The sequence below is a fragment of the Kineothrix alysoides genome, from assembly GCF_000732725.1.
In the GTDB taxonomy this organism is placed as follows: domain Bacteria; phylum Bacillota; class Clostridia; order Lachnospirales; family Lachnospiraceae; genus Kineothrix; species Kineothrix alysoides.
Map to the genome: position 1 here is coordinate 646,935 of NZ_JPNB01000002.1, position 23,152 is coordinate 670,086.

Sequence of the window (23,152 nt, forward strand, 5' to 3'; positions counted from 1 at the left end):
CTTTATACTATACACCATTTCAGACCGGTTAGGAACCATTGTAAAATTATTTTTACCTCAACTTTACAAGCCCTTGATAGAACTTCTCATCCATATGACATAAACTGTCCATAACCTATTATCTTTTTGTTCCAATCTCAGAATATACAGCTTATACGGATAATAAGAAAGGCATGGTCGCTTATATGAAACGTAAAAACCACTCTTTGAAAATACAATTTTTTAAGAATCTCTCTCTGACCTTCGTCCTCCCCTTCCTTCTTCTATTATTTATTATCACCCTCTACACCTACCATACGGTAAAAGAAGAAACAGAACGCAAAAGCACGATTTATGCTTCCATGCTCTGTAATCAAATGAGGACGGAAATCGAGAAATATACTTCCATCGTGGAAACCGCTGCCATGCAGGAGAGTGTGAAGAGTATGGACTATACGCAAGCTGAACCCTATTTGCAGGCTTTACTGGCGGTGGAGGGTTCCGATGTCTGGTCCCACTTTCTAATTGCCAACCAATACGGTACCGAACAGGTACATACCGAAGGAAAGCAGGGACACGGCTTCTCTATCCGCACTCAGGAAGCCTTTGCCATGCCTTGGAAAGAGGAGAAAACCTATGTGAGCGAACCCGCTGTCTCTATCAGCACCGGCCGGGCTGTTCTCGGAATCAGCACTCCTATCTACCGCAACGACAAAAAGGTCGGAGTACTCATAGGTTATCTCCGGCTGGAATGTATTTCCGATATATTAAACAACTACCAATTTACGAATAACAGCTATGTCTTTATGCTCAACTCCGACGGTACCGTCTCCGCCCATCCCGACCAATCCCTGGTATTGAACACCCGCTTCGGGCTTCCGGATGAAGACGATGCCGAAGCTATGGCCTCCTACGCCCAAATTCCGGAGAGCCTTAAGAACGTTTACCTTTCAATGACTCAAGGGAAAAACGGCAGTGTCATTGTAAAAGACAATGACACCAGCTTTCTCTACTCCTATTATCCGCTGGGGATAAGGGATATGTCCGTGTGCATCGTTTCCCCTCTGTCCGAATCCTTTACGCTCGTATACGGCCTGATCAAAACCATGGTCATAAGTATGTTTCTCATATGCCTGACAGGAGGCTTAGGTACCGTCATGATGTCCCATAGGATTTCTTCCCTGTTCCGTTGGATTATGGAACAGACCTCACTGTTGTCCTCGGGTGTTACCAGCTTGCGGGAAAAGAAACTGCCTTATAAAAATACAAAAGAAGTAAAAGAGTTAAAGTCCTCCATATTTGCTCTCTCCGCAGGCTTAGAGCATGTGCTGTCCGGTCTGGATGCCCAGTCACATGATTTGACCCTTACTGTAAATGATGTATCCGAACACATCGCCTCCTCCGATGCAAATATTGGCAATATATCCTCCCACCTGCAGCACATCGCCTCCGGTACGAAAGCAGCTTCGGAAGCTACGGAGACATTAAAAAACAGCTCCTCCAAAAACTTGAGTTTTGCAACCTCTATCGCTGATTTTTCCAAAGAGGGAAAAACATATACTCTGGATATGATGCAGAAGGCGGAGGGACTTGAAAAAAATGCAAGGCACGGAAAAGCTTCCGCCATGGAGGTACTTGCATCCATGCGGGAAAATCTTAAGCTTTCCATGGAAGAAAGCGGTAAATCCGCGATGATCGGTAAACTGACCGAAGAAATCCTCGATATATCCAAGCGAACAAACCTCTTATCATTAAACGCCTCCATTGAAGCGGCAAGAGCCGGTTCTTCCAGCCACGGCTTTTCCGTCGTCGCCTCTGAAATCCGAGCCCTCGCAGAAAGCAGTAAGAACGCCGCCGGCAAGATTCAGGACATCAGCGACGTCGTAACGGCAGCCGTAGAAAGGCTGGCACTGGATGCCGATAATCTTTTGTCCTTTATTGACACATCTGTCATAAATGACTATGTCTTTTTTACGGATATAGCCAATAACTACTATGCAGATGCTACTGAAATCTCCCGGATGATGGAGCGCTTTTCGGAACACGCCGAACAGCTTCGGGCATCCTTCGCCCTTATGGACGGTAATATTTCCCACATCTTTGCCACTATGGACGAAAACAGTGGAAATATCACGGGAATCGCACAACTGACCTCGGAGTTCGCCGTAGTTCTCCATGGTATCCGCGATGAAGTCAACGCGTGTAATGAAATATCGGCGCTGCTCCGAAGCAGTCTCTCCGCCTTCCGGGCAGAATGAAATTAACCGTTGCCTTGCCTTACGATTTTATAGTAGGTCTTGGCCGTCATAAGGTAGCTCAGGCCATAAAATGCGATGAATACCACAGTTATCGCAGCGGCACAGATTACCAGCAGAGAGGTGTTGAAGAACCTCAGTGTGGCAAATAACTGATCCACCATGAAAAGTCCTGCTATGGTGTGCAGCACCGCTCCTAATAGGGGCAGGAAGAATACGAGAAGAATCTGTCTGTGTATCGTGGTCTTGATTTCTTTCTCGCTCATGCCTACCTTCTGCATAATGGTAAAGCTGTCCCTATCTTCATACCCCTCCGAGATTTGCTTGTAGTACATGATGAGCAGCAGACACATGAGAAAAACAAAGCTGAACAAAATACCGATAAACAAAAGTCCTCCGTACATACTAACGATATTCGCCCGGCCTTCCAGATTATTATTAAACTCCACAAATCCCGGCCTGCCTTCACTCCACGTCTTAAGTCCGCTCATAAATACATCCTGATCCGCGGCTTCTCCATCCATATTAAATCGGATGACCCTATAGTCGCTGCCTATAAAGCCCGCTATATCTTCTACACTGTTTTTCCCTGCCCAGCTTTCCACCAGTTCATCGTGCATGCTTTTATCTCTCACAACGATGTAGAACTCGCCCAAAAATATATTCTTTTCGGATTTTGGCTCTATCTTCATTTCCTTCAGCTCTTTTTTTACCGCAAGCGGCCTGTCCATAAATGTTACCGTATCATAGGAGAAATCAGCTCCGCTGGAAAAAATGAACACCTCGTCTTCCCCCAGATTTTCCTGCTTGTTTTCTATTCTGTTATAGTCTTCCAGCGTAATAATATTGACCTTGTAATTATCCCTGTTTCGTGACTTCTCCGTAAAGCTCGTTTGAAAGGCGTTGCCTTCCTTTCCGCAGGATAGCGCGATACGCTCGTAGGATACCAACCCTTTTATGTCTACACCATTCTCTTTTCCAAGGGCCGTCACTTCGCTGTTTATCTCCTGTTCTTTCACCTCTTCACTTTGGAAATAAAGACCTGCGTCATAGGGGTAATCAAAATACACCGCCTCATCTAATCCCAGATACAGAGATGAGGTACAAACCAACGTAATGATTACCATCGTGGAAAAAATACATATATTCACAAGACTGGCCGCATTCTTTTTCATGCGGTAAAACATCCCGGAAATGGTAATAAAGTTAGCAGGTTTATAATAAACATTTTTATTTCTCTTAAGAAACTTTAAAAAAGCCACACTGCCCGATGTAAACAAGAAATAGGTTCCTATGATTACGAGAAAAACAGCAAGAAAGAAGTTGAGGAATATCATGGAATCCACCTTCGAACGAATGGAAATGACATATCCTCCTGCCAGAATCACCGCGCCCATAATCGCATAGACCCATAAAAGCTTCGGTTCCTTTTCTCCCTTTTTACTGCCAGACAAAAGCTCTGAGGGCTTGGATTTTCCCACCTGTATTAAATTGGAAATGAGGTTTACGGCATAAATCCAGAAGAAGAATACTGCGGTTTCCGCAAATGCTGCCGGATAGAAGACAAACTCTACGTCCACCGGCAGACCGGTCATACGAAGGAGCAACAGAAACAAAAGCTTTGAAAACACCGCTCCGCTTACGATTCCCCCCGCTATAGCCACCGTATACGAAAGTAAAGCCTCCGTAAACATCATCGCTCCAATATGTTTCTTTTCCAGCCCGAGAATGTTATAAAGTCCAATTTCCTTTTTTCTTCTCTTGATCAGAAAGCTATTCGTATAAAATAAAAACGGCAGCAAAATAATTCCCAAAAGCACCCGTCCAATCTGCAGAAGCATCCATGCATATGCGCTGTGGGGCAGTATGCTTATAATATCGTTGTGCAATATGGATGAAAAGATAAAATAAGTAAATGCGGAGAAAATACCCGCTCCGATATAAGGATAATAAACCGTTCCGTTCTTTATCATTCCGGTCCATGCCAATTTAGGCAGGATACGCCATTTTTTGATTGTTTTATCCATTATGACGCCTCCCCGTTTTTAAGCGGTTCTGCACCATTCCCCGTTTGCAATACGGTAAGCGCATCGGAGATCATCTTGTACATTTCCTCGTTGGAACGGTTACCCCTGTATATTTGATGGAATACGCAGCCATCCTTGATAAAAAGAATCCTTCCCGCATGGCTTGCCGCTTGTATGCTATGGGTCACCATGAGAATCGTCTGTCCATCTCTGTTAATATCCGCAAAAAGGCGCAGAAGCTTAGATGATGCCTTTGAGTCCAGGGCTCCGGTAGGCTCGTCCGCAAGCACGATTTCCGGTCCGGTAATAAGCGCTCTGCATACCGCCGCGCGCTGCTTCTGCCCTCCCGACACTTCATAAGGATATTTATTAAGTAACTCCGTAATCTCCAGCTTTTCTGCCAAAGAACGCAGCTTTTCCTCCATTTCATTAAAAGGTACCCCCGCTAAGACCAGAGGAAGAAAAATATTGTCCCGTAAAGATAAGGTGTCGAGCAAATTGAAATCCTGAAAAACAAAACCAAGATGGTCCCTGCGAAAGGCACAAAGCTCCTTTTGCTTGATTTCTGCCAAGTTTTTACTATTTAAAAGCACCTTGCCGCTGGTAGCCTTATCAAGTGACGCCAAAATATTGAGAAGCGTAGTTTTTCCCGAGCCTGATTCGCCCATAATCGCCACGTACTCCCCTTCCTCTACAGAAAAGTTCACATCGCAAAGGGCCTGGACCTTTACCGCTCCAAAGTGTGTCGTATATATTTTTTTTACATTTTTTACTTCTAATAGCGACATTAATAAATCCTCTCTTTCATAATTCTTTCCTCTATTATAAAAAAAGAGGGAATGTACTGCCATCGCTTCGCCTTACATTTTCGCCTCCAAGCTTACACTTTTGTCACATTATCGTTATTCCGGCCGAAACTCAGCATTACTCTCGTCCCCTTATTGACCGCAGAGCGGACCTCAATTTTATGGGACAGCCTGTCCATAATCTGTTTGCATAAGTATAGGCCTATGCCGGTAGACTTTCTGTTCATTCTTCCGTTGTATCCGGTAAAGCCCCTCTCAAAAATACGGGGCAGGTCGCTTTCGCATATGCCCATTCCCGTATCCTCAATCACAATATGGTTTACTCTTCCGCTTTGCTGCTCTCCGCTTTCGTCCGCCCCGTAAATACGGATTCCACCTTCTGCCGTATACTTAAGAGCGTTTGATAATATCTGTTCTATAGCAAAGGAAAGCCACTTCTCATCGGTTATCGTCCTGCATTCGAAATCCTCCAGGTCAAAGGAAAGCTTGCTGCCGATAAAAAGAAGGGAATATTTTTTTACGGCCTGCTTAATAATCCCGCCTACGTCATATTCCTGAAAAAGCATATCCGAAGACATATCGTCCAATCTGGCATAGTATAGCGCCATCTCTGCATACCGCTCTATTTTAAACAGCTCTTCGGAGGCCTGTCTGACAACCGTATCTCTTCCGGCAGCCGTGCTCTCTACGGCAGCTGTGTTTTCTACGGCTTCCATATCCGGCATCCCCTGCAGTACAAGGCGTAAGGCCGAAATAGGGGTCTTTATCTGATGAATCCACATCGTATAATAATCCGCCATATCCCGGCTTTTTTCATCTGATTCAGAAACAATCTTTCTCTTATCCTCCTCCGCCGCCAAAACCATTTCGGCGTAAAGCATCTCTGAAAGGATTCTCGCCTCAGGCAAATGATAAGCGCTCTCACCTCTTTTGGAAAGCGCATCGTACAGCTTCAGACATTTATTTCTGTAATGAATATAATCTATTATCCCGGCAAAGACTGCAATAAACGCCGTTATCACCACCGCATACAGCATGTTAATGACACTTTTGTCATAACCATAAAGAGAAGCCAGTGCAAGAAAAATGAGTACAATCACGGCGTATGCCGCCAGTAAAATGCTGCGTTCTTTCAAATAATTCCCGAATATAGTTCTTTCCTCTTTTTTCCTCATAATTCCCCCAGCCTGTAGCCGATTCCTTTTTTCGTAACAATCAGTTCTTCCACACCAAGTCCCTCCAGCTTCTTGCGCAGGCGGTTTATATTAACGGTCAGCGTGTTGTCATCCACAAAACACTCCTCGTCCCAAAGCCTTTTCATGATAGCTTCTCTGGTTACCGTTTTCCCGGTATTCTCGAATAAGGTCTGCAATATCCTATATTCGTTTTTGGAAAGCTCTATTTTCTCATCGCGGCATACCAAGGTCATATCGGAAAGATTCAATATCATGCCTTTATATTCCATGAGAGACGTCGGGGCGGAAAAGGAATAGGTCCTGCGTAAAATCGCCTGCACCTTCGCAGCCATCACTTCCAGATCAAAGGGCTTCGTAATGAAATCATCCCCGCCCATGTTTACCGCCATAACGATATTCATATTGTCGGATGCCGAGGATACAAATATGACCGGCACTTGGGAAACCTTCCGTATTTCCCCGCACCAATAATATCCATTATAAAAAGGCAGACCGATGTCCATCAGTACCAGCTGCGGCAGAAATCTGCCGAAATGCCCCAGTACATCACCGAAATCGGTAACCGCCTCCACTTCATAGCCCCATTTCATTAAATACCTTCCTACTTCCTCTGCTATGGTATTGTCATCTTCTACAATTAAAATCTTATACATACTCCCTCTCGCTGCTTTCCCTTCCGCTTTCATACCGTTGTCTTACCCGTATATGAAATTTTCTCACATTATGCTTACTGCGTCAATCTTGTTGTAATGTGCCGGGGCTGAATTGTCCGATTCCGGGGAGCAAGAGCTGCATGAACATCGAACCTGACTATTTATGTGCTGTTCCTTTGAAATACGATTTCTCCGTTTACTATTGTATAGACGGTTTCTGTTGAAACTTCCATCGGGTTACCTGTGAAAATAGCAATATCTGCATCCTTTCCTGCCTCCAAGCTGCCTACTCTGTCTGCCACCCCGCAAATAATTGCCGGATTTATTGTAATCGCTTTAAGTCCTTCCGTAATTCCTAAACCCTTTTTGGCCGCCAGGCCGGCGTATAACGGTAAGTATTGAATAAGCGTAACGGGGTGGTCTGACATGATCGCCACCTTCACTCCTGCTTTTGTTAAAACTCCGGACGTTTTGAAATCAGCATTCTGGACCTCAAGCTTATTTCTGGATGACAAATCAGGACCAACTATTGCATAAAAACCACTTTGTTTTATTTCATCTGCAATAATATGTCCTTCTGTGCAGTGATCTAATGTCATATTCAGGTCAAACTCTTTTGCAATTCGAATTGCTGTTAAAATATCATCGGTACGATGAACATGGGCTTTTAATGGTATTTGTTTATTCAGAACGGGAAGCCATGACTCTAATTTGAAATCTTCTTCAAAGTCTTCCTTATTATTGAAAGCTTTTTCCTTCTTTTTCTTATACTGTACCGCCTGGAATAATTCCTCCCTTAACATTGCAGCTATAGACATTCTGGTAGTCGGACTCATATTTATTTCTTTATAGGCCGCCTTCGGATTTTCCCCAAATGCCACTTTCATTGCAGCGGGTGCCAGAACAGCCATTTTATCAACTACTCTTCCATGTGTCTTCAAAAAAACAAATTGACCTCCTACAACATTCGAACTTCCCGGTCCGGCCATAACAGAAGTTATACCCGCCTGTAAAGCATTATGAAAGGCAGGGTCAAGAGGATTAATAGCATCTATCGCTCTCAAATACGGAGTTATTGGCTTTGTCGCTTCATTGCAGTCATCTCCTTCCTCCCCCTCCTTCTCCTCCGTGATTCCAATATGGCAATGCGCATCAATGATGCCCGGCATAACCCACAAGCCACTCGCATCAATAATACGGGTATCCGCTTTTAAGGTTGTTTTAATTTCTTTTCCTACTTCTATTATTTTGTCATTTTCAATCAATACGTTTCCCGGATTTATGAAATCACCTGTAATCGTATATATGATACCGTTCTTTATTAAAAGCATAAATCACCTCCAAATGAACAAAACTATACTTTGCGCCTCTCGCAGCCAAGTACTTTGGCAGCACAACTTTGTTCGTAAGACTAAGAATAAATATACCTATTTATGTATGGTATGTATAAATAAAATACAAGTCATTCCCAATGTAAAAACTTCTTTCCGGGAAATACTAATAATGTAATTTTTGAAATGTTATATTTCATTACAAAAACAGTATTAACAAGAAAGGAGTTTTTTATGTCTGAAAATCATTTGGCAATTGCAAATGTACCGATACAGCCGTGGGGTGAATTATATTCTCAGGAAGAAGCGCTTAATATCGGTACCATATTCCAAGATTTAAATATGCCGTTTTTTGCGAGTGAGTCTGTAATGGGAACTACGAATCCTATTGCAAGCGGCTTGAAAAACCTGGGAGTTTCAAAAGAGCAAAAAGACAGGGAGCAATTAATGACAAAAATCAATCAGATCAGTTTTTTTCTGGATGACCTGACACTGTATTTAGACACACATGAACAGGACGCTGAAGCACTTAAGCTTTACCGTGAAAAAGCACAGGAGTGCGCAGAGCTTAGAAAACAGTTTGCACAGGAATTTTATCCTTTGACCAAACTATGCGTTCCTCATTGCAAAAACGGGGAAACAAGCTTTTGTTTGCAGGATGGCCCGATGCCATGGGAAGGAGCGTGCATATAAATGTGGATTTATGAAAAAAGACTTCAGTACCCGGTAAAAATCACAAAAACGTGTCCAAAGACTGCGCAGCTAATTATCAGCCAGTACGGAGGGCCGGACGGAGAATTATCCGCATCTATGCGTTATTTGTCACAACGCTACAGCATGCCGGTCAAAGAAGTAGGAGGTCTGTTAACGGATATCGGTACGGAGGAATTGGCACATATGGAAATCATATGTGCAATGGTATATCAGTTAACAAAGAATCTTACGATTGAACAGGCTAAGACAGCAGGCTTTGATGCATATTATATCGATCATACTACCGCCCTTTGGCCGCAGGCAGCCGCCGGATTACCCTTTACCGCAATAGAGTTTCAGTCTAAAGGAGATGCAATCACTGATTTAACAGAAGACCTTGCCGCAGAACAAAAAGCAAGGACGGTATACGATAACCTGCTTCGTATGATTCCGGAGCCTGAAGTCAGAGAGCCGTTAAAGTTCTTAAGAACAAGAGAAATTGTTCATTTCCAAAGATTCGGGGAAGCTTTGGAAAAAACAAAAGATAAGCTGGATAGTAAAAATTATTATTACTTTAATCCGGAATTCGATAAAGATATGTTCCACGGTGAGTTATAGTTTTCTCTTAAGAGAAACAGCCGCACGGCCCAAAAAGGCCATACGGCTGTTCCTCAAAAGAAAATGCGATTCTATATCATATACCCCCCAAATACCAATTCGACTTTCGTACATTATTAAAAGAAGGATTTATATTTCTTTATCATTTTATATAAATGCGGCACATTTGTCTTGATGTTTCTTTGTGCTTTTTTGAATAAAGTTGTCTTTTTCATATTCTATACTTCTTCTGAATACTCCTCCGATAACTTTTGTCTGTTGTCATGCCTTCATTGCGCTGATATTTTCAGAAAAAGCATCCAGATTGCAGTCATTATATGAATTTATTTGCTCTTATTTTAATATATCGCTTATCACCTCTTTGTCTATCGTAAATCTCTGTACACCCATATAACCCGGTGCCACTTCATATTCATCGAATATTATAACAAGATTTCCTTCATTATCCAGATAAAAATTCTGATCGGCCTTTATTTCCTTAAAATTATCCTCCGGATAATCCTGATTATCTAACCAATAAATCGAACCTTCGTCTTCGGACATCTTAGTCTGCATCTGCTTTTTAATCTCCTCGCTGATCATAGAAAGATAGTTGCTGCCTTCTTTGAACAAATCTTTTAATTCTACATTTTCTCCCGTAATTTTATCGATATTGTAGAATCTATGGAATTCATAGCCGCTTGCCTCCGTCTGCACAGCCGCTATGTCCAGAGCAAACCATGTATCATTATCGGTAACTACTTCGTAAGATACATCTAAATTTTGATATCCTTCCATCTGCATATTATTTTCAAATTGTGTCAGCAGCTCTTTTGTATATTCATCTACACTTTTATTGACCTGATTAACAGCAGGATGTTCTTTTGACTCCTCTTCTTCCGTTATTACCTTCGGAACCTTAACCTCGGCGCTGTTATGCCCGTCATCATATGTATAGTCACGGATAGTAATCGCGTCAAATATTTTTCCGATTAGGGGAATCCTCTCCATTGCATATGCGACCTTTTCATTTGTATTCGGAAGAATAACCAATATAGCAATTGCCGCAGCAGCTCCGAGCACAGCCCGGTTCCACTGTTTCTTCGTCTCCGCCCTTCTCTTATCCGCTTTCGCTCTATCCATTGCTTTCTTCATTATTTCTGCTCCTTCATCCGGCACCTGCATATTTTCATATTCCTTCTTTAAACCCATTAATTTTTCTTCTACTTTTTTCATAATACCTCCTAATCCGCCAGAACAAGCCTGAGCTTATCCAGCACACGATATAAACGGCTCTTCACTGTACTGAGATTCATCTCCATGATTTCTGCAATCTCTTCCAGCTTTTTATCCTCATAATACCTTAGGATAATTACAGTTTTATCCTCCGCATCCAGATTCTCAATCGCATTCTTTAAGTCTATATCTTCATACCTGTCTTCCTGTACTATACTATTTTCTTCCGCTTCTAAAGCCTCGGTTTTCTTTTTCCTGAGCACAGAATAAGCTTCATTTATTACAATACGGCATATCCATGTGTCTGCAAATGAAGCATTTTTCAAGGAGTCGCTTTTTAAAATGGCTCTATAGGCAGCCTCCTGTACGATATCCACGGCATCTGCTTCATTATGCACATAGCTGTATGCAAGCCTGTAATATTTGCTGTAATTCATAATGAATGTTTTCTCTACGATTTCTTCTGTTTTATTTTTACTCATTTTATCCTCCTTCGCAGCTACATCAATTAGACGTTTATGCATAAGAAAAAGTTTCATAACTATGAAATTTATAGATTTTTTAACTGTAGAGTTTAAAGGCTCCCCTTTTTATTTCAAAGCTGTCGTTAACTCTATTTCTTTACAAGGATAAACAGTTTTTCAAATTTTAACAATATTGCTCCATTTCTCTCCGTTTGTCAAGGGCATAGAGAAAAGCAGGATACCTGTTCTTAGATTTCCTGCTCGGTAGTGTTACTGTGGGGCCACGGTTACTCAGATGTGATGCAGCACCCTCTTCTTATTCCTTCAGACATCCATCGACGATATGCACTATTCTTCCTGCCGACTTCGCCACATTTAAATCATGAGTAATCATAACAATTGTGTGCCCCATGTCGTTCAAATCCTTAAACAGCTTGAGCACATCCTTGCCGCTGTTGCTGTCCAGCGCTCCGGTAGGCTCATCTGCCAAAAGGACGGCGGGTTCTCCCACCAGTGCCCGGGCTATGGACACTCTCTGCTTTTGTCCTCCGGAAAGCTCCGAAGGCTTATGCTTCATTCTATGATCCAGCCCAAGCAAACGGATGGTATCCATACATTTTTCTTCCGCTTCCTTTGTCGTCATACCCCGAACGATAAGCGGCATGGTAATGTTCTGTAAAATATTATAGGTAGAAATCAATTGATAGTTCTGGAAGATAAAGCCGATTTCCTTGTTTCTCACATCGTTCAGCCGCTTTTCCGGCATTTCATGAATCGGCTGTCCGTCCAGAAAATAAGACCCTTCATCCAGCACATCCATACAACCGATAATATTCATAAGAGTAGTCTTTCCCGAACCGGAAGGACCCAGAATAGCTACGAACTCCCCCTTTTCCACCTGAAAACAAATATCGTGGAGAACGGGTACCTTTTCTTCTCCCAGCATATACCCCTTATTGATATTCATCATAGCTATCATGCTATCACTTTTGCTGCTTTCCTGCATCTTCTTCTCCTTTTTGGGACTATGGATTATTCCGTTATCCATACCGACTTCACTATATCAGTACCCTTTTCCAATAAAATTGCTACATTATTCCCCTCCGACAGCTTGGAAAATGTGGTAACTGTACCGAGTCTTGTAATTACATCGGTTCCTACAGGAATCTCATATTCTTTTTCCTCTCCGCTCTCTGTTAAGGTACAAGTGATGTCGTTTCCGATTACCGACATAAGGCGGGCGTATATGAGCTCTTCATTTTTTCCTGCGGTAATCTGTACCTGATTGCTTTGTGAGGCGCTTTTTGCCGTCATGGTAAATCCGGTGAAGCAGACTACCCCTATCAGCAGAATCACCGCGATGGCCGTTTTCTGGCGCCTTTTCCTTTTTTTTGATTCTTGCTTCATTTATATTCCTCCTATGACATAAGCCTTATTCATGGTTAAGAGCCACTACCGGAATGAGCACGGACGCTTTATATGCAGGATAAAAGCCGAAGATAGTTCCGGTCAGAACTCCGAAGGCCAAAGATAATAATCCTCCCCAGAGACTCAGTTCCACACGCACGGAAAAACTCTCGATAATGGGCGTAATGCCCAGAGAAACCAGTACCCCCAACACCGCGCCTATAAGGCTGATGCAGCTTGCTTCAAAGAGAAATTCCAGAAGAATATCCTTCTGACTGCATCCAATCGCCTTCAGTATACCGATTTCATTTGTCCTCTCCTTTACAGACACGAACAATACATTCATAATGCCGATACCTCCGACGATAAATACGATAACAGCCATAGCGATGAGTAAGAGCGTCAGCGTTTCATTGGACTTGGATGCCGCTTCCATCTTACTTCCCGCATCCGTTATGGTGAATTCCGCATTGGGATAGCTTTCTGCCATCACTTCCTGCACGTATGTAATGATTTGATCGACCTCGTTCACTTCCTCCGCTACTAAGGTAATGGATGGGCTGATATCGCTTCCCGTCAAATATTTGATTCCGGTTTCGTAAGGGATAAATATTGCATCGTCAGGACTGATTCCCGATGCCACTGTTCCCATCTCCGACAATACTCCCGCCACCACATAGGGACGGTTGTCGATGTATACCAAAGCGTCATAAGCATCTATCATGCTGCCGAAGATTTCTTTTGCCGCACTGTATCCCAGCACGCAGGATTTTTCTTTGTATTCGTCATTTTCCCCGGTGAGGAAATCGCCGATTGCCAGTTCCAGATTGCTGATTTCAGCGTAGTTGCTTTTCACTCCCGCTATTGTATAATTCGTCGTTTCTTCCAGCTCACCGCCGTCTACGTCAGCCTTGGTCGTATAAGATATGGTAGTATTTGCGATTCCGGGGACAAAGGTTTCCAGTTCCTCCATATCGGACACGGACAAGACGATTTTTTCCGTATTCGTCTGCTCCTCGCTGCCGGGGAAGCCTTCGCTGGAACCTCCTCTATCGCCGGGAAAGCCCCCTCGCATATTGCCGCCGGGAAAGCCTCCCCCCATGTTTCCCCCCGGAAATCCGCCGCCGAAGCCGCTGCTGCCGGTGTCGGTGTATTCATAGGAAATGTCTATGGCTCCCGCGTTCAGGTTCTTGAATTGCTCGGCTACCTCCATCTTACCCCCGGTACCGATGGCGATAACGAGCATAATCGTTGCGGCACCTACGATGATACCGGTGGAGGTCAGAAAAACTTTCGATTTATTTTGTGAGAGATTCAGCCAGACCAGCTTAAATATTTCTGATAATCTCATGTTGTTAACCTTACCTTTCTATTAATATGGTATCTCCCTCTGAAAGCCCTTCCTTTATTTCCACATGTGCGCCATCCGAGAACCCGGTAGTCACTTTCCTCGTTACGATGTTCCCCTTTTCATTCCTCAGCTTCACATAGGACGCAGTTCCTTCCCTGATAACTGCCCGGTTAGGTATGTACAGCACTTCTGCCGATTCTTTCGTGATGAAGGTGACCTCCGTACTCATTCCTTCATACAGGCCTTCGATATCTCCTGCAATGGTCACTGTAACCGAATAGGTTGTCGTGTTCGTGTTGCTGTTGATCTGTGCATCTCCGATTTCTGTGACCTCACCCTTGAATACATCATCCGGAAAGGCCGTGAAAACAACATTTACCGCATTGCCCGTCTGTGCGTATTCCATATCCCCTTCGTCCACAGTCACTGTTATCGTCGCTTCTTCATAATCGTTCAGCGTAATAAGCAAGCCATCCTGCTCCAGGCTGTCGCCTGTATTTATGCCAACCTGCGCGATGACGCCGGTGTATTCCGAAGATATGATTCCGTCTTGAATAATACTGTCGAATTCATCCAGTTTCTCTTGTGCGGTATCGTAATCCGCCTTGGCCTTTTCCTCTTCAAAATCACTCTGCCCTACTGTCACATCATAAATTTCCTGTGCATTTTCATATTGGTACTGCCTAAGCTCCTTCTGGGCCTTTGCTTTGATGATTCCTGCCTCCAGCTCCTTCCGGGCCAGGGAAAGCTGGGTATTCAAAGAAGCAATGCTTTCGTTTAAGTCCTCTGTTTCTTCCTCTGTACTGTCTATCTCATCCTCAAGAGTCTCAATCAGATCCTTCGTATCGCTTACCGTATTCACTGCCACGATCCACCAGTACAGGCTGTCATCCCTGCTGGTGTTATCCTTTGCATATTCCGCATTGGCCAGCACCGTTTTCTGCTCATCCAGCAGAGTACGCATTTCTTCCAGATTCCCTATATCTTCCGTCAAATCTTCTTGTGCCTCATCAAGCTGTTCTTTTATACTTTCTACCGATTCATTTAATGCAGCCACCGTATTGTTATATTCCGATTCCGCATACGCGCCATATGCTGTGTTGATATCCAAATCGCCCTGCGCCTGCGTACTCACCTGCTGCTTATTCGTTACTGTCTGCTCGTAGGCAAGCTGCGCGTCAGAAGCATCCTCTTTAAGTTCCTGCCTGATACTGCTTACACTTTCATCCGTCAATTTTAAAATCGGAGTCCCTTTTGCAATCTCCTGCCCCGCTGACACATACACCTTCTCCACCTCTAACGATCTGCCGGCAGATGATGAGGTGGTTGTTCCGGCATTCTGGAACATCTGTCCCATGCCTCCGCCCATAGCTGAGTTCCATGAAAAAGTACTGCTGCTTCCCGTATATTCACTGAGGTCCAGATCGAAAGTCTGCTCGGATGTGCCGATAGTCACATTCCCGCTTTCTGTAACTCCTACCGTCAGGTTTCCTTTTTGCACCTGAGCCTCTCTATATGTGACTTCATCCTTGCCGCTTACTGCGGCAAGGCTTATGAGGCCTGCGATACAGAGTACTAATACTGCGAAGATAATACCGGCCAAAGCATACGCTTTTTTTCTGTCCGCAGAATAAAGCTCCTTCCACTTGACAATTCCCTTTCCGCTTAAGGTACCGAATGCCGTCTTTATTTTTCTCATAAACGCAATAAATTTCTGTTTCATTCTTTCAATCCTCATGCCTTTCTCACGGCCTTAATGCTTTGGCCTTCAGCTTTTATATCAATTTCCGGGAAAGCCTCCGCTCATGTCAGGCATATTTCCTCCATTGCCGGGAAAGCCTCCGCCATTTTGCATATTTTCACCGCCTGAAAAATCTCCTGCATCCGGCATGCTGCCGTCACCGGACATTTCCTGTCCGCTTCCATCGCCTGAACCACTCTGCTCTATGATTCCGCTTTCCGACAATTCCTCATCGCTTGCGCTTACCTTGCTTTCTATATAAACAATATCTCCTTCGGAAAGTCCGCTTACAATTTCAACATTGGTACCGTCGGAAAAACCGGTTTCCACTTCTATAAGCTTTTTGTTTCCTGTCTGGCCTTTCGTGTAGACATAGCTTTTCCCGTCGATTTCCTGCACCGCCTTTTTGGATATATACAGAACGTCGGAAACCGAATCCGTAACAAATGTTACATCCGCTGTCATTCCTCCAAACAGCAAGGAAATGTCTCCTTCTATCTTAATGGTTACCGGATAGCTGATTGTAGAAGCATAATCCGAGGTGGCTGTAGTTGTTATGGAGTCTACCGTTCCTTCATATACCTCATCAGGATAAGCTGCCATAACGATGTCTACCGTATCGCCTACCGCAATAGCCGAAACGTCCTCCTCCGATACGTCTATGGTCACTGCATATGCATCTTCTTTTACATAGCTTAAAATTGCACCCGCAGCAATCAAGTCATCGCCGGCCTTATATGACACGCTTGTCACAACTCCGCTGCCGTCCGCATAAATAATTCCATCCTCTCCAACAAAAGACTGAAAATCCTCCAGATTCTGCGCTGCCTCATCCATATCCGCCTGTGCCGACGCTACCGCCTCTTTCAAAGAATTGACCGTGTAACTATAAATATCTTCGGCCAGCTCTCCGCCTACTACTGCGTTGTTATAGGCGCCTTTGTTCGTCAGTCCTTCCACTTCCAGGCCGCTCTGTGCTGCTGCAATATCTTTCTGCTTTTCGGTTATGCTCTTCTCGCTGTCTTCTATCGTCTGATTCAGCTCATCGATTTGTCCCTGAATCATATCCAACTGCTCCCTGGCACTCTTATAGTCCGCATAATTGCTTGCATAAGCGGTAGCATTATGTACATCCGTATCCTCATAGATGTTTAACGCCTGAGTATATTCTGTCTGTGCATCATCTAATGACTCCCATAGATCCTCATCCTCAAGCTGCTCCTGCGCATAGGCAATATCCGCTTCCAGCACTTTAATATCCGCCGAAAGGATATTCACGCTTTCCTCTGTCATGGACCGGGAGGAGTTATAGGAAGATTTCGCCTTATTAGCTTCCAGTATGCTCGTATCGTAGGTTCCTTTTGCCGTAAGAAGCTCTATCTTATATTCCGTCTCTGCTTCCGAAAGGGCAATTTGCGTTTCCGTATAAAGCGTATTCAATCTCTTGCCCACCGCCTCCACACTTTTTTCAGTCAGCTTAAAAAGCTCATCTCCCTCCTTGATATGCTGACCGCTTACCGCGTAAACGTCCTCTATCTCCAGATACTTGATGGTTTCCTCCTCATCGCCGTCTTCGTCATCGGAATCTTCGTCATCATCGTCTTCATCCTCCAGCTCCAGCGTATAATTGATGCTGGATTCATCCAATGTGATATTTCCGCTCTCCATAATTCCGAGAATCAAATCTCCTCTTTGCACCTGCTCTTCTTTATATATATATCTGTCCTCGCTCAGCCTTGGTTTGATGAATACCGTGTAAATCGAAGCGGCAATAAGTGCGGTCAGCACTATGGCTGCAAGAAGGAATTTGCGTAAAAACTTTTTACTTTTTAATCTTTCCTTTAGTCTGCCAATCATTCTCCGTTACCTCCGCCTGAGCCTTGTTCATTTTCCCCCGTCCCCTGAACATCCACAGACGGCGAAGTTCCTGCTCCCTCTGCTCCGCCTATGCTGCCCGGACTTTCCTCATTTTCTGCGCTGCCCTGAGGCCTTCCGTTCGTCCGTTCCTGATTTCCGGATTCCGTATTGTTGGTCTCACTGTTGCCCTCCGGCATATTATCGTCGCGCATTTCGGCCCCGGCATTGCCATCTGCACTGCGTGCGTTTCTTCTTTGCATCTGTTCCATTTGTTCTTCATTCATGCCGAGATAGACATAAGATGTCAAATTGGATTCCAGATTGCTCATGTCGCCGCTTAGTTCTACCGTAACCGTATATGTAACCGCAGATTTACTGTCGGAGGAGGATACGGGATTAATGGAAATTACCGTGCCCTCATAGCTTCCGTATTCGCTGATTACCACATATGCACTGTCCCCTACATTTACCGGTGCAATATCCGCCTGATCCACAGATGCCGCTACGGTTACCGTCTCCGGGTCGCTGTAAGCCAGAAGAATGTCCTCTGTACCGAGATAGCTGCCCTTACGCACTCTGTTCATCACAATTGTTCCGGCGCTCTGCGTATAAAAATAGCCATCCCCCATGGTACTTTCAAATATCTGTAGATTATCTTTCGCATCTGCTTCATCATCTTTTAAGGCTTCCAAATCTTCATCCAGTTTCTTGACAGTAGTGTCATATACCAACTTCGCATTTTCGCTATCCGCAATTGTTGAATCGTAATCTACCTTACTCATTATGACCTGCTTCTCATATGCTAACTCCGCCTCCTGAAGCCGTGCCTGCAAGGTCGCCAGATTACTCTTCGCCTGATCCAGGGAAGCGGTGGCCATCGCCGTATCCTTTTTATAATTGTCCATAGCTTCTTCGTATTCTTCACCGTTCTCTGTAACAAGCTCATCCATCATATCGTATACCGTAAGTTTATCGGCTTCGCTGCTTGCACTGCTGCCTTCCGATTTTCCGCTGCCCGACATCCCGCCGCCAGGCATACCTCCCGTACTGCCGGAAGCTCCGGAATCGCTCTGAGCTGCTGTACTCGCGCTATCCGGGCTCTGGCTGGTACCCGTATCGCTTAAGCTGCCGGCACCGTTCGGGTATTGGTCGTTCAAGCCTTCGATATCCCATCTTTCATATAAGTCCATCAAAAAGGAGAAGTTGTCGTAATAAACTGACTTCAGCTCCTCGATATTGTAATAACTATAGTAATAATCACTTTTCACCACGGCGGTATACTCGTCGTAAAGCTCCTGCGCATCCTCTGCCTGCTGCTTCAAATCTTCCACATCTGCCTTCGACTGTTCCAACGAGCTGTCATATTCTGCCTGCGCATATTTCGCGTTTACCTCCGCCGTTTGATATGTACTGTCTGCCTCCAGCTTGTTCCGCTCATAATCAATCAGCCCCTGACGATAAGCCAGCTCCGTTTCGGCAGCTGCGTTTTTTAATTCTTCCTTGGCCTCCTTCAGGCTCTCATCGGAAATCTTAAATGCCTTCGTTCCTTTTTCCACCGTATCACCCATGGAAAGGTAGCTTTCCTCCACGAATAACTGTGTCTCCAGAAAGTCCAGTTCATATTCTTCTTCCGTCATCCCTGTGCTGGTCAATCCGCTGGCCGTAACGATATTCTCTCCAAATCCATTCATATCCGGCCTCATATCTGCCATATCTTTTGCATTATTTCTAATGACAAAAAAATAAATACCTCCTGACGCAAGAGCTGCCACAAGAAGAAGCATACATGCGGATAAAATAATCTTCTGCTTCCTTTCTATCCCCTTCCATCTATCCTTCAGGCTTATCCTCTCCTTCTTCTGCGCATCCGTATTTACCTTTTTCTTCTTCTCCTTCATACGTGCCTCCTGCATTCATTCATAATGCAGCACCGCTCAGAATCAAAAACGCTGCATTTACTTTTCCATCTATAAGGATAATTTAATAATCTTAAAATAACCTTGAAACCCAAAAGGAAATTTTCAATTTTATTTTAAGGTTCGTGCTATAATATATTTACAATAGATCCGGTCCCCCGGAACAGAAATCATCATTCAAATGCAGAAAGGATAACAATATGCGGTTACTGGTAATAGAGGACGAAGAAGCGCTTGCGGATGCCCTATGTGAAATACTGCGCCAGAATTCTTATATGGCAGATTCTGTATCTAATGGTCTGGAAGGCCTTGATTACGCGCGCTCCGGCATCTATGATATGATTTTGCTCGACATTATGCTGCCCGGCATGGATGGCATCTCCATATTGAAAGCCTTACGCAGGGAACAGATATTTACCCCCGTCATCCTTTTAACTGCAAAAACCGAGCTTCAGGACATCGTAACCGGTCTGGATGCCGGAAGCGACGACTATCTGGCCAAGCCCTTCTCCACCACAGAGCTGCTGGCAAGAATACGAGCCCTGACAAGACGGGGCAGCAATTATACCGGAGAAATCATCACCCATGCGGATATATCCTTAAACAAAGGAACGATGGAGTTGTCCTGCGGCAAGAATTCCATCAAGCTGGGCGCAAAAGAATTTCAACTGATGGAAATATTTCTCACAAGTCCCAAACAGGTAATTCCCAAGGACTTATTGATAGAAAAGGTATGGGGCTTCGATACCGATGCCGAATATAACAATGTGGAGGTCTACGTATCCTTCTTGAGACAAAAGCTCCATTCCCTGGGAACTGCCGTTCAGATAAAGACAAGCCGGGGAATCGGTTACTATCTGGAGGTAGCGCCATGATCAAACGAATGCGTTACCAGTTCATTCTGGTCACGATGGCCTGCATCAGCTTTATTTTCATATTGATTTTGTGCGTCATCAATATTTCCATGACACTGTCCAGCCGCAATCAAGGCTATTCTCTGCTCTATCGCATCGCCGATATGCCGGTAGAGAGGAACAAAGGTTTCGTCGTAAAAAAGCATGAACAAATGATGGGAGAAAATGAGAATCCGCCGGGTAATCCTATTGGCGGCTTCGACGTCTTTCGCAGCTTTTCTGTCCTGTATGATTCAGAAAACAATATTACTGACGTTTTTTATAATGAAAGTTCTGATATGACGGAGGATACCATTCGCGCTCTGGCTGCGAAGGTAACCGAAAACCCACACGAGCGGGGAGTGCTTTCCAAATATTTATATATTATGAAAGACAGAGCAGATGGCCTGCAAATATACTTTATGGACTATTCCGTAGAAAAGGATATATCCCTCAGGCTCTTCTGGATCTGCTTATATATCGGACTCATCGGCATTCTCTTCATCTTCTTCCTCGTGGTGATTCTATCCCGCTGGATTGTAAAGCCGGTGCAGACCACTTTCGAAAAACAGAAGCAGTTCATCGCCGATGCCTCCCATGAACTTAAGACGCCCCTCACTATCATCACTACGAATGCTGAGGTGCTTGCCGCCGGAATCGGCGATAACAAATGGCTGAAGCATATCCTCTCGCAAACACAGAGAATGAATACCCTAATCAAAAATCTGTTGGAGCTGGCTAAGCTTGATTCTTACGATCAAACCATGGTATTTTCCCAGTTCGACATGAGTACCGCCGTGAAGAACGTAGCGCTTTCCTTCGAAAGCATGGCCTATGAATATAGAAAGAAATATGAAATAGCCATCGATGAGAATATTTCCTTCCATGGAAGTGAAAACAGTATTAAACAGCTTATTATCATTTTGTTGGATAATGCATTCAAATATTCCGATGACAACGGCAGCATTTCCATCCGGCTTTCTCAGCATGGTGAGAAGAGGGTACTGGAAATCGAAAACACCGGAAAAGGCATTCCAAAAGAGGAGCAGAAGCAAGTATTCGAGAGGTTTTACAGAAGCGACGCTTCCAGAAGCCGTGAATCCGGGGGCTATGGTTTGGGACTGGCAATCGCTTCCTCCATAGCAGAAGCTCATAAAGGGCATATCTTCGTTAAGAGCGACGAGCATACTTATACGAAGTTCATTGTAACCTTGCCGTAATAATACGAAAGCGACTTTCCGTGTATATCTGAAAGCCGCTTTTTTGCCGAAATGTTACGTGCATCGAATAAACTTGGATAAATCTATTGACAATCCAGAAAAGATTGTGTACAATTCTTCTTATAAACATTGTGTGCAATTTAATTTATTCAAATTAAAAGGAGAATTTCAAGATGACAACTGCAATTCGTTATTATTCTAAAACCGGAAATACAAAGAAACTGGCAGATGCAATAGGACAAGCTGCCGGAGTTTTGGCAGAAACCGTCAGCCTCCCGATCACAGAGCCCGTGGATATCTTATTTCTCGGAAGCTCCGTATATGCTGCCGGCATCGACAGCGAGGTAAAGAGATTTATCACCTCTTTGGATAGTACGAAGGTCAAGAAAGTGGTCAATTTCAGCACCGCTGCCCTGCTTCCTTCCACATACAAGCAAGTCAAACAGCTATTGGAGGAAAAAGGTATTTCAGTGGATGAAAAAGAATTTCATTGCAGAGGAAGTTTTAAAATGCTGCATAAAGGCAAACCCGATGCGGAAGACTTAAAAGAGGTACAAGCTTTTACCGAAAAAATACTGAATCGGGCAAAAAGCTAGAGAAGTATGTACACAACTACAACTGGAAAATAGAAGGATGAGGAGAAACAATATGGAACGATATGACATTGCGATCATAGGTACCGGGCCGGCTGGATTGTCCGCCGCCATTACGGCAAAAATCCGCAATAAAAAGATTTTGCTGATCGGTAACAGAGACTTAAGCACCAAGGTGCAGAAAGCGCATACCATCCAGAACTATCTCGGTCTACCCTCCGTGAGCGGAGACGATATGGGGAAAATCTTTCAAAATCATCTTGATTCAATGAATATTGCAATTACCGAAGAAAAAGTAAATGCTGTTTATGCCATGGATGACTATTTCGCCCTTCAGTCCGCAAATCAAATGTATGAGGCCAGCTCGGTCATTCTGGCAACAGGTGTAGTACTGGGAAAACCATATCCCGGTGAAAGTGAACTGTTAGGCAAAGGGGTAAGCTACTGTGCCACCTGCGATGCCCCGTTATATAAAAATAAAACGGTAGCAATCATTGGATTCAGCCAAAAGGAAGAGGCCGAAGCCGAATTCATGGCGGAAGTTGCAAGAAAGGTTTATTACATCCCCATGTATAAGGAAGAAATATCCGTCTCCGATGAAATAGAAGTGATTCGTGAGCTTCCTGCAGAAATATGCGGAACGGATAAGGTTGAGACATTGCAGACGAGGGAACATGTCTACGAGGTAGACGGAGTGTTTATCCTGCGGGAGAGTGTCTCCCCCAGTCAGCTCGTTCCAGGCCTTCAGACTGAGGATAACCACGTAATGGTGAGTCAGCAAATGGCAACCAGCATACCGGGCTGCTTCGCATGCGGAGATCTTGTAGGCAAACCATATCAATACATTAAATCCGCCGGAGAAGGAAACATTGCCGCATTGTCAGCCGCGTCCTATTTGGATCAAAAGAGAAGAGCACAAAAAAGTGCATAAGCAAAT

At 44.2% G+C, this 23,152-nt stretch carries 20 protein-coding genes; 7 read left to right on the top strand and 13 right to left on the bottom strand.

Going from position 1 to position 23,152, the window contains the following annotated elements:
- Window positions 1-185: 185 nt before the first annotated feature.
- Complete coding sequence (locus tag CC90_RS0113945) at window positions 186-2,237, top strand: methyl-accepting chemotaxis protein (protein ID WP_165919297.1); 2,052 nt, start codon at window positions 186-188, stop codon at window positions 2,235-2,237.
- 2 nt (window positions 2,238-2,239) lie between these two features.
- Here CC90_RS0113945 and CC90_RS0113950 read toward each other — a convergent pair whose 3' ends face one another.
- From CC90_RS0113950 to CC90_RS0113970, 5 genes are all read right to left on the bottom strand, one after another.
- The gene (locus CC90_RS0113950) at window positions 2,240-4,261 is read right to left on the bottom strand and encodes an FtsX-like permease family protein (protein WP_051869595.1); all 2,022 of its coding nucleotides are present in this window, start codon (window positions 4,259-4,261) and stop codon (window positions 2,240-2,242) included.
- Window positions 4,261-5,049 (bottom strand): ABC transporter ATP-binding protein, encoded by a 789-nt coding sequence (locus CC90_RS0113955; RefSeq protein ID WP_031391385.1) that lies wholly within the window; start codon window positions 5,047-5,049, stop codon window positions 4,261-4,263. Before CC90_RS0113955 ends, CC90_RS0113950 begins: the two co-directional genes overlap by 1 nt.
- Window positions 5,050-5,141: 92 nt before the next feature.
- Window positions 5,142-6,242: a sensor histidine kinase gene (locus CC90_RS0113960; RefSeq protein ID WP_031391386.1), complete on the bottom strand. Its 1,101-nt coding sequence runs from the start codon at window positions 6,240-6,242 to the stop codon at window positions 5,142-5,144.
- On the bottom strand, window positions 6,239-6,916 hold the full coding sequence (locus tag CC90_RS0113965) for a response regulator transcription factor (RefSeq protein ID WP_031391387.1): 678 nt from the start codon (window positions 6,914-6,916) through the stop codon (window positions 6,239-6,241). The genes CC90_RS0113960 and CC90_RS0113965 overlap by 4 nt, the downstream gene beginning before the upstream one ends.
- A 161-nt stretch (window positions 6,917-7,077) precedes the next feature.
- The gene (locus CC90_RS0113970; RefSeq protein ID WP_031391388.1) at window positions 7,078-8,247 is read right to left on the bottom strand and encodes an amidohydrolase; all 1,170 of its coding nucleotides are present in this window, start codon (window positions 8,245-8,247) and stop codon (window positions 7,078-7,080) included.
- Window positions 8,248-8,481: 234 nt separating this feature from the next.
- On the opposite strand from CC90_RS0113970, the gene CC90_RS23240 reads away from it, so the two are divergent.
- Window positions 8,482-8,940 (top strand): spore coat protein CotJB, encoded by a 459-nt coding sequence (locus CC90_RS23240; RefSeq protein WP_051869597.1) that lies wholly within the window; start codon window positions 8,482-8,484, stop codon window positions 8,938-8,940.
- Window positions 8,941-9,558: a manganese catalase family protein gene (locus CC90_RS0113980; RefSeq protein WP_031391390.1), complete on the top strand. Its 618-nt coding sequence runs from the start codon at window positions 8,941-8,943 to the stop codon at window positions 9,556-9,558. It abuts the gene before it with no gap.
- 333 nt (window positions 9,559-9,891) lie between these two features.
- On the opposite strand, the gene CC90_RS0113990 is transcribed toward CC90_RS0113980, so the two are convergent.
- The 8 genes from CC90_RS0113990 to CC90_RS0114025 all read right to left on the bottom strand — a co-directional run bounded on the left by CC90_RS0113990 (window position 9,892) and on the right by CC90_RS0114025 (window position 19,491).
- Complete coding sequence (locus tag CC90_RS0113990; RefSeq protein WP_031391391.1) at window positions 9,892-10,773, bottom strand: RsiV family protein; 882 nt, start codon at window positions 10,771-10,773, stop codon at window positions 9,892-9,894.
- Between the two features lie 8 nt (window positions 10,774-10,781).
- The gene (locus tag CC90_RS0113995; RefSeq protein WP_051869599.1) at window positions 10,782-11,255 is read right to left on the bottom strand and encodes a sigma-70 family RNA polymerase sigma factor; all 474 of its coding nucleotides are present in this window, start codon (window positions 11,253-11,255) and stop codon (window positions 10,782-10,784) included.
- Between the two features lie 298 nt (window positions 11,256-11,553).
- Window positions 11,554-12,216 carry an ABC transporter ATP-binding protein gene (locus CC90_RS0114000; protein WP_198528791.1) on the bottom strand — a complete coding sequence of 221 codons (663 nt, stop codon included), beginning with the start codon at window positions 12,214-12,216 and terminating at the stop codon, window positions 11,554-11,556.
- Between the two features lie 53 nt (window positions 12,217-12,269).
- A complete protein-coding gene (locus CC90_RS0114005; RefSeq protein ID WP_031391394.1) occupies window positions 12,270-12,644 on the bottom strand; it encodes a DUF4179 domain-containing protein in 375 nt (124 codons plus the stop codon).
- 25 nt (window positions 12,645-12,669) lie between these two features.
- Window positions 12,670-13,995 (bottom strand): ABC transporter permease, encoded by a 1,326-nt coding sequence (locus CC90_RS0114010; protein ID WP_031391395.1) that lies wholly within the window; start codon window positions 13,993-13,995, stop codon window positions 12,670-12,672.
- Window positions 13,996-14,005: 10 nt separating this feature from the next.
- Window positions 14,006-15,718: an efflux RND transporter periplasmic adaptor subunit gene (locus CC90_RS0114015; RefSeq protein WP_031391396.1), complete on the bottom strand. Its 1,713-nt coding sequence runs from the start codon at window positions 15,716-15,718 to the stop codon at window positions 14,006-14,008.
- A gap of 57 nt (window positions 15,719-15,775) precedes the next feature.
- Window positions 15,776-17,593 (bottom strand): efflux RND transporter periplasmic adaptor subunit, encoded by a 1,818-nt coding sequence (locus CC90_RS22440; protein WP_035315720.1) that lies wholly within the window; start codon window positions 17,591-17,593, stop codon window positions 15,776-15,778.
- On the bottom strand, window positions 17,590-19,491 hold the full coding sequence (locus tag CC90_RS0114025; RefSeq protein WP_031391398.1) for an HlyD family efflux transporter periplasmic adaptor subunit: 1,902 nt from the start codon (window positions 19,489-19,491) through the stop codon (window positions 17,590-17,592). The genes CC90_RS22440 and CC90_RS0114025 overlap by 4 nt, the downstream gene beginning before the upstream one ends.
- Window positions 19,492-19,709: 218 nt before the next feature.
- Between CC90_RS0114025 and CC90_RS0114030 the strand changes: the two genes are divergently transcribed.
- The 4 genes from CC90_RS0114030 (at window position 19,710) to CC90_RS0114045 (ending at window position 23,146) form a co-directional block, all read left to right on the top strand.
- Window positions 19,710-20,384, top strand: coding sequence for a response regulator transcription factor (locus CC90_RS0114030; RefSeq protein WP_031391399.1), 675 nt, complete (start codon window positions 19,710-19,712; stop codon window positions 20,382-20,384).
- On the top strand, window positions 20,381-21,622 hold the full coding sequence (locus tag CC90_RS22445) for a sensor histidine kinase (protein WP_051869601.1): 1,242 nt from the start codon (window positions 20,381-20,383) through the stop codon (window positions 21,620-21,622). The genes CC90_RS0114030 and CC90_RS22445 overlap by 4 nt, the downstream gene beginning before the upstream one ends.
- A gap of 173 nt (window positions 21,623-21,795) precedes the next feature.
- Window positions 21,796-22,218: a flavodoxin family protein gene (locus CC90_RS0114040; protein WP_031391401.1), complete on the top strand. Its 423-nt coding sequence runs from the start codon at window positions 21,796-21,798 to the stop codon at window positions 22,216-22,218.
- Between the two features lie 52 nt (window positions 22,219-22,270).
- Window positions 22,271-23,146, top strand: a complete 876-nt coding sequence (locus CC90_RS0114045; RefSeq protein ID WP_031391402.1) for an NAD(P)/FAD-dependent oxidoreductase — start codon at window positions 22,271-22,273, stop codon at window positions 23,144-23,146.
- The last annotated feature ends 6 nt before the right edge of the window (window positions 23,147-23,152 follow it).

Bases quoted from the DNA above. Each gene is read 5' to 3' on its own strand.
- CC90_RS0113945 (WP_165919297.1), top strand. From the start codon at position 186: ATGAAACGTAAAAACCACTCTTTGAAAATACAATTTTTTAAGAATCTC.
- CC90_RS0113950 (WP_051869595.1), bottom strand. From the start codon at position 4,261: ATGGATAAAACAATCAAAAAATGGCGTATCCTGCCTAAATTGGCATGG.
- CC90_RS0113955 (WP_031391385.1), bottom strand. From the start codon at position 5,049: ATGTCGCTATTAGAAGTAAAAAATGTAAAAAAAATATATACGACACAC.
- CC90_RS0113960 (WP_031391386.1), bottom strand. From the start codon at position 6,242: ATGAGGAAAAAAGAGGAAAGAACTATATTCGGGAATTATTTGAAAGAA.
- CC90_RS0113965 (WP_031391387.1), bottom strand. From the start codon at position 6,916: ATGTATAAGATTTTAATTGTAGAAGATGACAATACCATAGCAGAGGAA.
- CC90_RS0113970 (WP_031391388.1), bottom strand. From the start codon at position 8,247: ATGCTTTTAATAAAGAACGGTATCATATATACGATTACAGGTGATTTC.
- CC90_RS23240 (WP_051869597.1), top strand. From the start codon at position 8,482: ATGTCTGAAAATCATTTGGCAATTGCAAATGTACCGATACAGCCGTGG.
- CC90_RS0113980 (WP_031391390.1), top strand. From the start codon at position 8,941: ATGTGGATTTATGAAAAAAGACTTCAGTACCCGGTAAAAATCACAAAA.
- CC90_RS0113990 (WP_031391391.1), bottom strand. From the start codon at position 10,773: ATGAAAAAAGTAGAAGAAAAATTAATGGGTTTAAAGAAGGAATATGAA.
- CC90_RS0113995 (WP_051869599.1), bottom strand. From the start codon at position 11,255: ATGAGTAAAAATAAAACAGAAGAAATCGTAGAGAAAACATTCATTATG.
- CC90_RS0114000 (WP_198528791.1), bottom strand. From the start codon at position 12,216: ATGATAGCTATGATGAATATCAATAAGGGGTATATGCTGGGAGAAGAA.
- CC90_RS0114005 (WP_031391394.1), bottom strand. From the start codon at position 12,644: ATGAAGCAAGAATCAAAAAAAAGGAAAAGGCGCCAGAAAACGGCCATC.
- CC90_RS0114010 (WP_031391395.1), bottom strand. From the start codon at position 13,995: ATGAGATTATCAGAAATATTTAAGCTGGTCTGGCTGAATCTCTCACAA.
- CC90_RS0114015 (WP_031391396.1), bottom strand. From the start codon at position 15,718: ATGAAACAGAAATTTATTGCGTTTATGAGAAAAATAAAGACGGCATTC.
- CC90_RS22440 (WP_035315720.1), bottom strand. From the start codon at position 17,593: ATGATTGGCAGACTAAAGGAAAGATTAAAAAGTAAAAAGTTTTTACGC.
- CC90_RS0114025 (WP_031391398.1), bottom strand. From the start codon at position 19,491: ATGAAGGAGAAGAAGAAAAAGGTAAATACGGATGCGCAGAAGAAGGAG.
- CC90_RS0114030 (WP_031391399.1), top strand. From the start codon at position 19,710: ATGCGGTTACTGGTAATAGAGGACGAAGAAGCGCTTGCGGATGCCCTA.
- CC90_RS22445 (WP_051869601.1), top strand. From the start codon at position 20,381: ATGATCAAACGAATGCGTTACCAGTTCATTCTGGTCACGATGGCCTGC.
- CC90_RS0114040 (WP_031391401.1), top strand. From the start codon at position 21,796: ATGACAACTGCAATTCGTTATTATTCTAAAACCGGAAATACAAAGAAA.
- CC90_RS0114045 (WP_031391402.1), top strand. From the start codon at position 22,271: ATGGAACGATATGACATTGCGATCATAGGTACCGGGCCGGCTGGATTG.